Source organism: Acidithiobacillus sp. AC3, from assembly GCF_050261095.1.
In the GTDB taxonomy this organism is placed as follows: domain Bacteria; phylum Pseudomonadota; class Gammaproteobacteria; order Acidithiobacillales; family Acidithiobacillaceae; genus Igneacidithiobacillus; species Igneacidithiobacillus copahuensis.
This window is the reverse complement of sequence record NZ_CP189838.1, coordinates 1003464-1016494: the sequence shown is the minus strand read 5'-3', so window position 1 is coordinate 1016494 and position 13031 is coordinate 1003464. Positions and strand designations below refer to the sequence as shown.

Here is a 13031-nt window from a genome sequence, read left to right as displayed (position 1 = left end):
ATCTGCGTCCCCGGGCAAGATACTCCTCTCTCCAAGCATTCCTGGATAATTGTACGCTTTTTGTACTGTACATATAGTTGACAGCATCAGGGCGGTCCATTATCTTTAAGGCATTATCAAAGGGAGGGATCACTACCTGCATCTGCAGAAGGAGATGAAATGGCAACGTCAACTGTCGTCGAAGCGCAAGTGAAAGAGTTCGCCCATCAACTTTGCCATCCAAAGGCGTTGGGAATTCGGGCTGCGTTCTTTATATTGTACGCTGTTTGTATAGGTGTGTGGCCAAGCCTTTGGCTCACCTTTACTCTCGCCTTCTTCTCGGCATACACACTCGCCCATGGCATCTACTGCTTTTCTGTGCTCCCGAAACTTCAAGGTTCATTAACAGAGTCTCCCGGTCTGGCGCGTCGCTCCGCCATCGACGTCGCGATCGGGTCCAGTATAGCGGTGGGGCTTCTTGCGCAGGGAAATGCACACGTCCTGCTGCTTATCGCAACCCTTTGGTTCCTCGCCTCGGTACTTATTGAGTTCCGCTGGCTAATGCAACACCATCATGCGTGGGAAAAATTTTTCTTCTTATCTCTGGGTCTATACCTACCGATCGCGTATGTTTTGCAAATGCTGTTTGTGCTTGGCAGGGAGACGAACATTGTCGAGGTTGTCAGCATTAACCTGCTCATCTTGGCTTGCGTCGGCGCCGCTGCACTAACGGTGCTAGCCTTGCTGGGCTCTCCAAAAGCCCGTCGCCAATTCCTCTCTAGATCCATTCGCAGTAATAAAGGAGATTTCTTTGCCGAATCCGCTGGAGTACATTGAGATTCAGTGCCCTTACTGCGGGGAGTCGTTCAGCGTAGAGATCGACGTATCTGCTGGAGATCAGACCTATATTGAAGACTGCCGGGTTTGTTGTGCCCCGGCAGAACTGCAAATCCACCTGGACAAAGACGGGGAAATCTCGGAAATTCTCGTCAACGCGGCCAACACCTGAGTGATGGCGACTCTAATGCCAAACTGGGGGGTAGCTTTCTTTGATGGGTAGCGGGCGCACGGTGAACGGCTCGCATTTTTGCGGTCCAATGAGAGTCGAACATTTTTACGCAATGAGAGTACCCATTCCATGCGCTCTGCGGCCTTAAAGCTCGAAGCAGTAGGTAAACGTCAACCGGATTCCCCGCAAAACTGGCTCTTCGAACGGATCGAATTGCAACTGGAGCCCGGTGAGTTCGTCGCCATCCGTGGCGAAAGTGGCCTAGGTAAGAGCACCCTGCTGCACATCATCGCTGGCCTTGAACGCAAGGATGCCGGCGAGGTATCCCTCTGCGGACAGAATGTGGACAGCCTCGACGATGACGCTCGCACCCTGCTGCGCCGGCGTCAGATCGGTTTCGTGTTCCAGTCGTTTCATCTGCTGCCACAGCTCTCGGCGCGGGAAAACATCGCCCTGCCCTGGCGGCTGAATGCCCTGCCCCGGCGGGAACTGCGCGAGCGTGTGGAGGCGCTGGCGGAACAATTGGGTATTGTCCAACGACTGGACGCCCTGCCCCGCAATCTCTCGGGAGGGGAGCAGCAACGGGTAGCGGTGGCGCGGGCGCTGATTCATAGCCCAACCCTGGTGCTGGCGGATGAGCCCACCGGTAGCCTCGATCCGGAACGCGCGAGCGACGTGCTCTCGTTGCTCGGGCAAATGGGCACGGCGGCGGGCGCCGCGGTGTTGATGGTGACGCACTCTGCGGCGGCTGCAGCCATTGCCCAGCGACGTCTGGAAATGCGTCGGGACGGTTTGCACCCGCTGTGAATTCCTGGCGAATTCCCTGGCGTGCCGCCGTCTGGCTGCCCCTGCGCGCCCATCCGGGTGCTTCGCTACTGGCGGTGCTGGGAGTGGCGCTGGGCGTTGCCCTGGGCCTTGCCATTGCCCTGATCAATGTGCAAGCCGTGGACAATGTGTCCTCGGGAATGCGCCGTTTGGCCGGTCAGGCAGATCTGCTGCTCACCCGTCCCGGCGGCCACCTGAATGAGGACTGGTACCCGCGCCTGGCCCTGGCCTCCGGCGTGGCAGTGGCAGCACCGGAGCTGCGTGTTCTCGCGCGCACCTCCTCCGGCGCGGCGCTGTCTGTTTGGGGTATTGACGCCTTCCGCAGTCTGGCATTGGGACAACCTTTGCTACCCCTGCATCTGCAAGATCCCTTCACGCTTTTCAATCCCTTACATCTGGTACTCGATCAAACGGCAGTGCGCGAGCTAAAGGTGCAGCCAGGGCAGTCGATACTCTTGCAGGTGGCGGGAGTGCCGCGCCACTTCACGGTAATTGGCAGTATCGCGGACCCAGTCCCCGGAGAGGCTGTCGCCATTACCGATATTGCCAGTGCCCAGTGGCTCTGGGGCGAAGAGGGAAAAATCTCGCAGATTGCCCTGCGCCTGCAACCGGACGAGAACGTGGCGCAATTCCAGTCGAGCTGGCAGAAACGGCTGCCTCCCGGAGCCGTTTTACGCACGCCCAAGGATGCCGGCTCGGTAGCGGCGCGCGCATCTCTGGCCTATCGCGTCAATCTGTTGGTGCTGTCGCTGGTGGCACTCTTTACTGGCGCCTTTCTGGTTTATACCACCCTCGCCTTCACTGCCATCCGCCAGCGCCGTAGTCTGGCCGTGTTACGGGTTCTGGGGCTGCGCGAGCGCGAAATTCTGTTGGCTAGCCAGCTGCAGGGCTTGGTGCTGGGCCTGCCGGGCGCGCTTTTGGGTGTGCCCTTGGGAATTTTCGTGGCACAACTGGCCTTGGCACGCATGGGCGGCAATCTGGGAGCCGGATACTTTTCTGCTACCGGAGCGGCGCTACAGGCGCATCCTGGTCTCTGGGCGATCTTTGCCCTGGCCGGATTGGGGGCCGCCCTGTTCGGCGCCTTCTGGCCGGCCTGGAGTAGCCGGCGTCTGCCGGTGGTGCGGATTCTGGGCAATGGCAGCGAGGAGGAACTGCCCGGCGCTCATACCGGAATCGGCCTGTTCTTGCTGCTCCTTGCCACTATCGCCGCGCTTCTGCCCGCCTGGGGGAGCATTCCCTATGCCGCCTACAGCGCGATTGCCATCCTGTTGATTGCCACTTTGTTCCTGCTGCCGGGGTTACTCGCTCTCCTCGTCCGCCTTCTCCCCCTTCCTCGGGCAGCCCTGCCCCGCCTGGTGATGGAGCAACTGCGCGGTAATCCAGGGCGCGCGAGTCGCAGTCTGGCGGCTATCGTCGTGGCCTTCAGCCTGGTGGTAGCGATGGCAGTGATGGTGGGATCTTTTCGCGATTCGGTGACGGACTGGCTGCGCGATATTCTGCGGGCGGATATCTACGTGCAAGCCGGAACAGGCAATCAGGAACTATTGCCCACGGGCGCTGGCTCGCAGCTCTGCCAACTCCCGGGCGTCGAGCGTTGTTCCCGTCTGCGTCATACCGAGCTTGCGTTACTGCCGCAACGTCCGCCGGTTGCGCTCCTGGCGCGCGGCATGGAACCGCAGCATCCGGGTCAGACCTTACAGATTCTGCAAGAAGCCCCCAGCGATCCCAGCGGCCCGGCCCCCATCTGGATCTCCGAGATCCTTGCCGGTCTCAGCCATTGGCAGGTGGGGCAAATCATTCGGTTACCGTTGGGCGCCCATGGCGAGCGCGTACGCATTGCCGGTGTCTATCGCGACTACGCGTATCAGGAGGGAGCCATCTCCGTCCCCATCGAGGAGTATCGGGCTTGGACCGGTGACCAGCGCATCAACGGAGTGGCGCTGTGGTTGGCGCCGGGAGTGCGGATTGACGAAGTGCTACGCGAGTTGCGCCAACAATATCCAGAAAGCGGCCAATGGCAGATTGCCACGCCGGGCGAGATCCTGCAGCGCAGCCTGCAGATCTTCGACCAGAGCTTTGCCGCCACCTACGCGCTGGAGGCGGTCGCCATTGTCATTGGCCTGCTGGGGGTGAGCAATGGCTTTGGTGCGCAAACCTTGTTACGGCGCCAGGAATTCGCCCTGCTGCGCGTCCTCGGCCTGCGTCGGCGCGAGGTACTGCGCCTGATTCTCGGCGAAGGCCTATTGCTTTCCCTCTTTGGTGTACTTCTCGGCACGGGACTCGGACTCCTGATCAGCCTGATCCTGATCGAGCGTGTCAACCCCCTCTCCTTCCATTGGCAGATGGGCTTTCACCTCCCCTGGGGACAACTGACCATCATGGCCGGCGCACTGTTGCTAGCCAGCACCCTCACCATGCTCTGGTCAGCGCGCAAGGCGATGGGCCAGCATACGGAACTCCTGCATGATGAATAAGCGTCTGATACTGCCCACAGTCATCGCTTTCGGCCTGCCGCAGCTAAGCGCTGCCGCATTGCCACCAACAGCGTTATCACGGCTGCCGACGCCATCGGTACAGGTCAGCGCAAAGCATCCGTTACGGTTCCCCAACGCTTTCGGCAGCCATCCCCAATATCCCCTGGAATGGTGGTACATCACCGGCCACCTGCAAAGCCAGTCTGGGCATCCCCTGGGCTTCCAGATCACCTTTTTTCGCCTGCGGCCGCCGCAGGTGTGGGACAACCCCAGCGCCTTCAATCCGCGACAAATCTATTTTGCGCAGGCGGCCATCAGCGATCCTCGTATCGGCCATCTTCTTACCGCACAACGGATCGCCCGTGCCGGCATGGGGCTGGCGGGGGCAAAGAAGGACGTGACGGAGGTCTGGATCGATCATTGGTCCTTGCGGCAGAAGGGCGCGGAGTATCAGGCCCGCATCGATGCGCAGTCGATCGCCTATGACTTGCACTTCCAGACGACCCAGCCACCCTTGCTGGAAGGGCCAGACGGGGTCAGCCAGAAGGGACCGGATCCCGCCGACGCCAGTTATTATTACAGTATTCCACAGCTACGGGTGACCGGCTCGGTACACATCGACGGCAAAGTGCAGCAGGTGCAGGGAAAGGCCTGGCTCGATCATGAATGGTCCGCCGCCTACCTGCCCAAGCAAGCGGTGGGCTGGGACTGGATGGGCATCAATCTGGCCAATGGCGGGGCGCTGATGCTCTTTCAGATGCGCAAGGCTGACGGGCGTGCGCTATGGCTAGAGGGTACCTGGCGTCATGCTGATGGCCGGGTGCAGTATCTCCATGGCCAGCAGATTACCTTGCAGCCGCTGCGGTTCTGGCAATCGCCCGAGACCGGCAACCGCTATCCCGTCGCCTGGCGGGTGCAGATTCCCGGTCTGCAGTTTACCCTGCAACCGCTGATGAACAACCAGGAATTCGTGGCTACGCGCAGCACCGGCGGCGTCTATTGGGAGGGTGCCGTACGGGCGATCGGCGCAGGCGCAAGGCCGCTGGGCAGCGGTTATCTGGAGCTGACCGGCTACGGCGGACGCCTGCAGATGGGGCTGGGGCAAAGTGCCCCGGCGAAACATCGCAGCGCAGACCAGACTACGGATATCCGAAAATGATCCACGGATGCACTTTTTCCGGGCTTGGACTACTATTCTGGCATGCCAGCAAATTCTGATTCTTTGCTCGATCGTTTTTTTACGCGCTTTGCCCGGCGCAGCATCATCGTCCATGCGGGTTTTCCGGAGGGCTACTTCGCTGAACTCCTGAAGCAACCCGGTGGCGGCGGCCACTTCCGCGTCGATGTCCGAATTGCTCCCAGCAATCCTCCTTCCCCCATGGATTGGGTGATCCACAAGCAGGTGCTGACACTGGATTTACCCCTCCCCTTACTCATCAAGGTGGGGGAAGAAGAACTCTATATTCGCCATCTGGTGCAGGGGAAAACGGCTGGGCACCCCAGCGAGATTTTGTGGATGATGGATTGCTTAGGCGAACGGTATCATGCGCGTCTGCGTCGCTCGAGGGGCAGTCTGCTGGCGGAGAGAGGCATGGACGTGAGTGACAATCGCATCGACTACGATTTTTATAATGAATCCTGAGCTCGATGATGCCGGGCTGTTGCGCTACGCGCGGCAAATCCTGCTGCCCGAGATCGATGTGACGGGCCAGCAGCGCCTGACGCGGGCGCGGGTATTGATCATCGGCATGGGCGGACTGGGCTGTCCGGCGGCCCTCTATCTGGCCGGCGCCGGCGTTGGCAGTCTCGGCCTCTGCGATCCGGATACGGTTTCCTTGAGTAATCTGGCACGGCAGATTCTCTACACCGAGGCCGACATCAATCGCCCCAAGGTGCGCGCCGCAGCAGAGCATCTTCGCGCCCACAACGCGACCATTGAGTGCATTGCCTACCAGCAGGCCGCCACAGCCGAATTTCTCGGCACTGTACTGGCTGACTACGATTTAATACTCGACTGCAGCGACAATTTTGCTACACGTCACGCGGTAAACCGCGCCTGTCTGGCAGCGCACAAGCCCCTGGTCAGCGCCGCCGCCATCCGCTGGAGCGGCCAGTTGGCGGTCTTCGACTACCGTCTGGCAGATGCCCCCTGCTATGCCTGCCTCTATCCGGAGGGCGGTGCCGACGAGGAGGATCGCTGTGCGACAATGGGAGTGATGGGTGCACTGACCGGTATTCTCGGTACCCTGCAGGCGCTGGAGGCCATGCGTCTGTTGCTGGATCTAGCCTCTCCCCTTGCTGGTAAGCTGCTGTTGGTGGATGCCATGGATCTGGCTTTTCGCACGATTTCCCTGCAAAAGGATCCCCAATGTCCGGTCTGCGCGAACGCCTGAGCATTCCCCGCACCCTCGCCCAGGACCTGCTCTCGGCGCTGCAGCTCGGAAGGGGGAATGGCTGGGTGAGCCGCCGCGGCGAGGAATATTTTCTCTATCAAGGCGCCGATCAGGACTGGCCGACGCTGGCAGCGACTCTGCAAGAACGCGATGAGACGCTTTTTGCACGCTTTGGCAACGTTCGGCAACCAGAAGGTCTGGCCTTATGGCATTTCCGCATGGCCGAGGTGGAAAAAGGGGTACTGACTCTCGCCGCAGCGGATCCTGACGCTACCCCCTGTGAGTTGGCTATTTATGGCGACTGATACATCGAGCTTTCTCGTTGCCACCCAAAACGTCCAGATAGGTATCGGCTCGCAGCGCCAGCACCATGTCGTCTCCCACAGTTGGCGGTATCTGCTACCTCACCCACAAAGCCTGCACAATCTGCGGGAAATCGCCGCCAACCTGCAGGGTATGGACATCGTCGGTCTCAATGAAGTGGATGCCGGCTCTTTCCGTAGCCAGTATCTCAATCAGGCGGTATTCCTGGCGGAACAGATCGGGACCCCCTACTGGGTCCAACAACGCACGCGCGACTGGGGCGATATAGCGCAGCACAGCAACAGCCTGCTGTCGCGGTGGCCGTTGCAAGAAGTCGAACGTCACGCCTTTCAAGGCACCCTCAAGGGCCGTGGGCTACTCCGGGCAATCATCGAAGTGGAAGGGCGTCCCGTGCAGGTCCTGATTACCCACCTCGCTTTGGCAAAACCCGGCCGCATGCGGCAAGTGCGCCAACTTCTACCCTTTCTGCAGACTTCCCTACCGACCATATTGCTGGGCGACCTCAATTGCGGGCAGGGAGCCTGCGAGCTTCGGCTGTTGCGCGAGGAAGGCGGCCTGCAATCGCCTACGCATCAACCGGCTACCTTTCCCAGTTGGTCACCGCAGTGGCAGTTCGATCACATTCTGATCAGCGAAAAATTGCAGTTTGCGGAGGTCTGGACCTGTGCCAGGCAGCGCTCTGATCATCTCCCGTTGATGGCGCGACTGCAGTGGAAGGACGCCGAGAAAAATTTGGGCAAAGCGAGCACGACAGGCATACTGTCGCAAGCCCAATGAGTAGTGAGCCCATGCGCGCCAATCCCGAACCCTTCAGCTCTGCAAGCTGGCATGTTGATAGCGACACTCTGCGCCTGGAGGGTTACTGGACGCTCGCGCAGGTGTCGCGGCGCTTGGCCCGGATCGAGCGGGAACTGCACCGCCTGGGAGAGGGAAAGTCCTGGGATCTGGAAGCCATCGAAAAGCTCGACAACCTCGGTGCCTTGCTGATCTGGCGCAGTATGGGACGCCAGTTTCCCGAGAGACTCAAGATACGGGAGCAACACCGTTCGTTGTTTGCGCGCCTGGCACAGACCCAACCCTTGCATCCGCAGCACAGCGCGCCGGGCATCTTCGCCCTCCTCGACCGCCTGGGGGCCCACATCCTTTCTGTGCTGGCCGACCTGTGGGGACTCTTTCTGCTTTGGGGCAATCTGCTGCAGGAGTTCTTCTTTGCCCTGCGCCGACCAGCGCATTTCCCCTGGAAGGAGATTTCCGCCACCATCGTCAAGACCGGCCCGGATTCGTTACCAATCCTCACTCTCATCGGTTTCTTGATCGGTATCGTCATCACCTATCAGTCGGCCCCTACCCTGGCCAGCTATGGCGCCAACATCTACGTCATCAGCATTGCCGGCATCAGCATTCTGCGCGAATTTGGGCCCATGATCGCGGCCATCATCATTGCCGGGCGCTCCGGCTCAGCGTTTACCGCGCAGATCGGCGCCATGCGCGTGACACAGGAACTCGACGCTCTGCAGACCTTCGGCGTATCGCCAGTGCAACGCTTGGTGCTGCCCAAGGTCATCGCGCTGGCCATTACCATGCCCTTATTGGTGATCTGGACCGATCTAGTGGGAATCTTCGGCGCCTTGCTGGTCTCCGACTTCACCCTGAACATCAGTCCCGATTTCTTTCTGCGCGAATTGCCGGTGATGGTGCCCTCCTTCAATTTCTGGTTGGGGGTCATCAAGGGCGTGCTCTATGGCATCCTGATTGCGTGGGTGAGCGGCTTCCATGGCCTGCGCGTCAAGGCCAATACCAACAGTCTGAGCCGAGAAACCACCAACTCCGTAGTACTCTCCATCACCCTGGTCATCGTCATTGACGCCATCCTCGCCATCCTCTTCGCCGATGTGGGACTGTCGCCATCATGAGCTCCGTCATTCGCTGCATAGATCTGGGCACCCGTTTTGGCAGCCGCTGGATTCATCGCCACCTGGACCTGGAAGTGCAGGCCGGCGAGATCCTCGCCATCGTTGGCGGCAGCGGCAGCGGCAAGACCACACTGTTGCGCAGCATCATCGGTCTCAACCCCATCGCTGAGGGCAGCATCGAGATCTTTGGACAGTCCCTCGATCATCTGAATAGCGAAGCCGGACGTGCCTTGCGCCAGCGCTGGGGGGTATTGTTCCAGTTGGGTGCCCTGTTCAGCGCACTGACGGTTTTTGAGAACATCGCTTTCCCTTTACGCGAATGGGGCGGCTTTCGCAAAGAGGACATCTGTGCCCTGGTGGCACTCAAACTGCAAATGGTCGGCTTGCGGCCAGAGGATGCAGACAAATTGCCAGCCGAGCTCTCCGGCGGCATGGTGAAGCGGGTAGCGCTGGCCCGCGCCCTGGCCCTGGATGCCGAAATTCTGTTTCTGGACGAGCCCACCTCTGGCCTCGATCCCATTGCTGCCGCCGATTTTGATCAATTGCTGCGACAGATTCAGGCGGACATCGGTCTGACCGTAGTGATGATCAGCCACGACCTGGAGAGCATCGCCGCGACCGCCGACCGGGTAGCGGTGCTGTCTGGTGGCAAGGTGCTCAGCATCGGGCCCCTACAGGACGTCGCACAGGTGGACGATCCCTATGTGCGCAACTTTTTCCATGGCAGTCGTGGCGAACTGGTCCTGCAGAGTCTGCAGAATCGCAGCGCAACGCCCTAGTCTGCGCTGGCCCCCCAGCGGGGCCCAATCTGCCGGGCAATTCCGAGCTGATCGAGGATGCGGGCCACGACAAAATCGACCAGATCATCGACACTCTGCGGGCGCTGATAAAAGCCAGGGCTGGCCGGCAAGATGCAGACGCCCAGGCGCGCCAGCTTGAGCATGTTCTCCAGATGAATCGCCGAAACCGGACTTTCCCGCGGCACCAAAATGAGCTTTTTGCCTTCCTTGAGCATCACATCTGCGGCGCGTTCGATGAGATTGTTGGAGATCCCCTGCGCGATTGCCGCGAGGCTCCCACCGGAGCAAGGACAGATAACCAGGGCCTCAGGGGCATGGGAACCAGAAGCAAGGGGTGAAAACCAGTCCTCCTGCGCATAGGTACGCAGCACACCGTCATCGATGCCGATTTCGGCGCGCAGGCTGGCAGCCAGATCCTCGGGACGGGTGGGAAGCTGCAGACCGAGCTCCTCGCGGAATACCACCCGTGCCGCCGCCGACAACACCAGATGGATTTCCGCATCACTGGCCAGGAGATAGTGTAACAGGCGCAATCCGTATATCGCCCCCGAAGCACCGGTCATGGCCAGTCCCAGACGCCGCCGTACAGGTATACTCATGCGGCAGTCTCCATGGCTTGCAGTAGGCGACCGTGAATGCCACCGAAGGCACCGTTACTCATCACCAATATCTGATCGCCGGCACGCGCGGCCTGGGCAACGGCGGCGATCAGCGAATCCAGCTCGCGATGCACCTGCGCCATCGGCACGGCTTGCTCGGGGTTCCATCCTAGGTCTGCAGGCGCATAGAGGAATACCGCATCCGCTGCAGCCAGACTCGGTCCTAGAGTCTTTTCGTGGATGCCCAGCCTCATGGTGTTGGAACGCGGCTCCAATACGGCGAGGATGCGTACCTCCGGCCCCACCCGGCTGCGTAAGGCAGCGATGGTCTTGGCGATAGCGGTGGGATGGTGGGCAAAGTCGTCGAAGACGGCAATGCCGCGGATGGTGCCGCGCAACTCCAGGCGGCGACGCAAGCCACGAAACTCGCCCAGGGCGGCGCAACTGCTCGCGATCGGCACCCCCGCATGGCGAGCGGCGAGGATGGCGGCAAGGGCATTTTGTGCATTGAACTCGCCCATCGACTGCCATTGGACCTCGCCGTGCTTCTGCTGCCCATCCCAGATGCTGAAATGGCTGGCGTCAGCGGATTCACTCCGAACATGCCAGCCGGACGCCGCGGCAAAGAGCAAGTCCGGCGTCCAGTGACCCCGTCGCCAGACGCGCTCAAGGGCCTCCTCCCCCGCCGGTCGCAGAATCAGGCCGTTGTCAGGGACGGTGCGCAGCAGGTGATGGAACTGGGTCTCGATCGCCGCCAGATCGGGGTAGATATCCGCATGATCATATTCCAGGTTATTCAGAATCAGGGTGCGCGGATGGTAATGAACGAATTTGGCGCGTTTGTCGAAAAAGGCGGTGTCGTATTCATCGGCTTCAATCACAAAAAAGGGGCTATCCGTGAGCCGCGCCGAGTTGGCAAAGTTGTTGAGCTCCGCGCCTACCAAAAAGCTCGGTTCCAGTCTGGCGTATTCGAGTATCCAGGCGAGCATGGCGCTGGTGCTGCTCTTGCCGTGGGTTCCTGCCACCGCCAGCACCCAGCGTCCCTGCAGGATCTCCTGCGCCAGCCACTCGGCCCCGGAGCGATAGGGCAAGCCTTGGCGCAACACCGTTTCAACTAAGGGATTAGCGCGCGACAAAGCATTGCCGATAATCACCAGATCGGGCAAAGGGTCTGGCAGGCTGCGTGCGTAGCCCTCCTCGACCGCGATCCCCTCGCGGGCCAGCAACTCCGACATGGGTGGGTAGGCCTGCGCATCGACCCCGGAGACCTCATGCCCGGCAGCGCGAGCAAGCAGGGCCAGACTGGCCATGAAGGTGCCACAGATGCCGAGGATATGGATGCGCATGGGAACGCTCAGTGCATGGTGCCGGGCTTGGGACCGTCGAGGCGCTGATCAAAGATCTGCCCGGCGAGTTCATACAGGGCGTTGATCTTCTCCTGCGCCTCACGATAGCGCTTTTGCAATTCTGCCTCGGCGCTCAGTACCGGATGCTCTTCCAGGGATCGATTGAAGAGTTCGCGGATCATGCTCAGGCGCTCTACCACTTCAAAATAAGACCAGGGGTCCGGCGGCTGGGAGTTGGCAGTGCTTAATTCTTGCTGGTAATACCAAACCAGGGCGGCCCGCGTGACGGCACGCGCGGCGCTCTGCTCCTCCTGCTCCACCATCTGCCACTCGAAGCTGATGGGATCCTGCCAGTCGAGGTAGACGCGCCAACGCATTCCCTGCTCATCAAAGAGATGCTCGATGCGGGTACCGACACCGCGATCCGCGAGGCGAGCAATCAGGCGTTCGGTTTCTTCCCAGTCCTCGGCGTACGCGGAAGGGGTGCCAAGAGGGATCTGATCCATCACCAGGGTCTCGATGAGAACCAGATAATCGCGGTCGAGGGGAGCCTCGCGAGCATATTCCAAACCTTCCTCGGGGTTCAAAAGAAGGTCCCTTCCAACGGGCTACTGGCATTGGCGTAGAGCCGCCGCGGCATCCGTCCGGCCAAAAAGGCCTTGCGTCCGGCATCCACCCCCAGGCGCATGGCCTCGGCCATAAGGATGGGATCTTTAGCACCGGCAATGGCGGTGTTCAGCAATACACCATCACAGCCAAGCTCCATGGCGACGGCAACGTCGGAGGCGGTACCCACGCCGGCATCGACCAGAATCGGCACCGTTGCCTGCTCGAGGATGATGCGTAGATTGTAGGGATTACGAATGCCCAGCCCGGAACCAATCGGGGCCGCAAGAGGCATTACCGCCACGCAGCCCATCTCGGCAAAGGCCTTGCAGGCCACCGGATCATCGTTGCTGTAGACCATTACCTCAAAACCTTCAGCAATGAGTGTCTCGGCCGCCTGAAAGGTCTGGCGCATGTCGGGAAAGAGGGTTTGCGGGTCGCCCAGAACTTCGAGCTTGACCAGTTTCCAATCACCCAATTCACGCGCCAGGCGGCAGGTACGCACGGCATCTTCTGCAGTATAACAACCAGCGGTGTTGGGCAAGATGGTGAAGCGCTCGGCAGGAAGATAGTCGAGCAGACTTTCTTCTCCGGCATGCTGACCCAGATTTACCCGCCGCAAGGCAACGGTGACGATCTCCGCCCCGCCAGCATCGAGGGCCGCACGCGTCTCCTGAAAGTCTTTATATTTTCCGGTACCTATCAGCAAGCGCGAGTGAAAGCTACGATTACCAATTTGCAAGAGGTCTGCCATGACATCGAA

The 13031-nt window shown here is 60.4% G+C and carries 15 protein-coding genes; 11 read left to right on the top strand and 4 right to left on the bottom strand.

The features are described from left to right. The first annotated feature begins 159 nt into the window (after window positions 1–159). The 11 genes from ACQAYK_RS05245 (at window position 160) to ACQAYK_RS05195 (ending at window position 9696) form a co-directional block, all read left to right on the top strand. Window positions 160–816, top strand: a complete 657-nt coding sequence (locus tag ACQAYK_RS05245; protein ID WP_215871872.1) for a hypothetical protein — start codon at window positions 160–162, stop codon at window positions 814–816. Then, a complete protein-coding gene (locus tag ACQAYK_RS05240; RefSeq protein WP_215871873.1) occupies window positions 791–988 on the top strand; it encodes a CPXCG motif-containing cysteine-rich protein in 198 nt (65 codons plus the stop codon). Before ACQAYK_RS05245 ends, ACQAYK_RS05240 begins: the two co-directional genes overlap by 26 nt. Before the next feature lie 129 nt (window positions 989–1117). Next, window positions 1118–1795, top strand: a complete 678-nt coding sequence (locus ACQAYK_RS05235) for an ABC transporter ATP-binding protein (protein ID WP_215871874.1) — start codon at window positions 1118–1120, stop codon at window positions 1793–1795. Continuing rightward, window positions 1792–4287 (top strand): ABC transporter permease, encoded by a 2496-nt coding sequence (locus ACQAYK_RS05230; protein WP_215871875.1) that lies wholly within the window; start codon window positions 1792–1794, stop codon window positions 4285–4287. Before ACQAYK_RS05235 ends, ACQAYK_RS05230 begins: the two co-directional genes overlap by 4 nt. Then, on the top strand, window positions 4277–5446 hold the full coding sequence (locus ACQAYK_RS05225; protein ID WP_215871876.1) for a lipocalin-like domain-containing protein: 1170 nt from the start codon (window positions 4277–4279) through the stop codon (window positions 5444–5446). Before ACQAYK_RS05230 ends, ACQAYK_RS05225 begins: the two co-directional genes overlap by 11 nt. 42 nt (window positions 5447–5488) lie before the next feature. Next, window positions 5489–5929, top strand: coding sequence for a hypothetical protein (locus ACQAYK_RS05220; RefSeq protein WP_215871877.1), 441 nt, complete (start codon window positions 5489–5491; stop codon window positions 5927–5929). Further along, complete coding sequence (locus ACQAYK_RS05215) at window positions 5919–6680, top strand: HesA/MoeB/ThiF family protein (protein WP_215871878.1); 762 nt, start codon at window positions 5919–5921, stop codon at window positions 6678–6680. Before ACQAYK_RS05220 ends, ACQAYK_RS05215 begins: the two co-directional genes overlap by 11 nt. Further along, window positions 6656–6985 (top strand): hypothetical protein, encoded by a 330-nt coding sequence (locus ACQAYK_RS05210; protein ID WP_215871879.1) that lies wholly within the window; start codon window positions 6656–6658, stop codon window positions 6983–6985. Before ACQAYK_RS05215 ends, ACQAYK_RS05210 begins: the two co-directional genes overlap by 25 nt. Next, window positions 6975–7781 (top strand): endonuclease/exonuclease/phosphatase family protein, encoded by an 807-nt coding sequence (locus tag ACQAYK_RS05205; RefSeq protein ID WP_215871880.1) that lies wholly within the window; start codon window positions 6975–6977, stop codon window positions 7779–7781. The genes ACQAYK_RS05210 and ACQAYK_RS05205 overlap by 11 nt, the downstream gene beginning before the upstream one ends. Further along, entirely contained in the window at window positions 7778–8917 is a 1140-nt protein-coding gene (locus tag ACQAYK_RS05200; protein WP_215871881.1) for an MlaE family ABC transporter permease, read from the top strand. The genes ACQAYK_RS05205 and ACQAYK_RS05200 overlap by 4 nt, the downstream gene beginning before the upstream one ends. Then, complete coding sequence (locus ACQAYK_RS05195; RefSeq protein ID WP_215871882.1) at window positions 8914–9696, top strand: ABC transporter ATP-binding protein; 783 nt, start codon at window positions 8914–8916, stop codon at window positions 9694–9696. The genes ACQAYK_RS05200 and ACQAYK_RS05195 overlap by 4 nt, the downstream gene beginning before the upstream one ends. Here ACQAYK_RS05195 and ACQAYK_RS05190 read toward each other — a convergent pair. The 4 genes from ACQAYK_RS05190 to ACQAYK_RS05175 are packed head-to-tail and all read right to left on the bottom strand — an operon-like array spanning window position 9693 to window position 13022. Next, window positions 9693–10316, bottom strand: a complete 624-nt coding sequence (locus tag ACQAYK_RS05190; protein ID WP_215871883.1) for a flavin prenyltransferase UbiX — start codon at window positions 10314–10316, stop codon at window positions 9693–9695. The genes ACQAYK_RS05195 and ACQAYK_RS05190 overlap by 4 nt on opposite strands. After that, a complete protein-coding gene (mpl, locus tag ACQAYK_RS05185; protein ID WP_215871884.1) occupies window positions 10313–11662 on the bottom strand; it encodes a UDP-N-acetylmuramate:L-alanyl-gamma-D-glutamyl-meso-diaminopimelate ligase in 1350 nt (449 codons plus the stop codon). The genes ACQAYK_RS05190 and mpl overlap by 4 nt, the downstream gene beginning before the upstream one ends. A gap of 8 nt (window positions 11663–11670) precedes the next feature. Next, complete coding sequence (locus ACQAYK_RS05180) at window positions 11671–12231, bottom strand: hypothetical protein (protein WP_226827570.1); 561 nt, start codon at window positions 12229–12231, stop codon at window positions 11671–11673. A 14-nt stretch (window positions 12232–12245) separates the two neighbouring features. Further along, a complete protein-coding gene (locus tag ACQAYK_RS05175; protein ID WP_215871886.1) occupies window positions 12246–13022 on the bottom strand; it encodes a thiazole synthase in 777 nt (258 codons plus the stop codon). Between the last annotated feature and the right edge of the window lie 9 nt (window positions 13023–13031).

Coding starts and splice junctions, on each gene's coding strand:
- ACQAYK_RS05245 (WP_215871872.1), top strand. CDS start 160: ATGGCAACGTCAACTGTCGTCGAAGCGCAAGTGAAAGAGTTCGCCCAT.
- ACQAYK_RS05235 (WP_215871874.1), top strand. CDS start 1,118: ATGCGCTCTGCGGCCTTAAAGCTCGAAGCAGTAGGTAAACGTCAACCG.
- ACQAYK_RS05225 (WP_215871876.1), top strand. CDS start 4,277: ATGATGAATAAGCGTCTGATACTGCCCACAGTCATCGCTTTCGGCCTG.
- ACQAYK_RS05220 (WP_215871877.1), top strand. CDS start 5,489: ATGCCAGCAAATTCTGATTCTTTGCTCGATCGTTTTTTTACGCGCTTT.
- ACQAYK_RS05215 (WP_215871878.1), top strand. CDS start 5,919: ATGAATCCTGAGCTCGATGATGCCGGGCTGTTGCGCTACGCGCGGCAA.
- ACQAYK_RS05210 (WP_215871879.1), top strand. CDS start 6,656: ATGTCCGGTCTGCGCGAACGCCTGAGCATTCCCCGCACCCTCGCCCAG.
- ACQAYK_RS05205 (WP_215871880.1), top strand. CDS start 6,975: ATGGCGACTGATACATCGAGCTTTCTCGTTGCCACCCAAAACGTCCAG.
- ACQAYK_RS05200 (WP_215871881.1), top strand. CDS start 7,778: ATGAGTAGTGAGCCCATGCGCGCCAATCCCGAACCCTTCAGCTCTGCA.
- ACQAYK_RS05195 (WP_215871882.1), top strand. CDS start 8,914: ATGAGCTCCGTCATTCGCTGCATAGATCTGGGCACCCGTTTTGGCAGC.
- ACQAYK_RS05190 (WP_215871883.1), bottom strand. CDS start 10,316: ATGAGTATACCTGTACGGCGGCGTCTGGGACTGGCCATGACCGGTGCT.
- mpl (WP_215871884.1), bottom strand. CDS start 11,662: ATGCGCATCCATATCCTCGGCATCTGTGGCACCTTCATGGCCAGTCTG.
- ACQAYK_RS05175 (WP_215871886.1), bottom strand. CDS start 13,022: ATGGCAGACCTCTTGCAAATTGGTAATCGTAGCTTTCACTCGCGCTTG.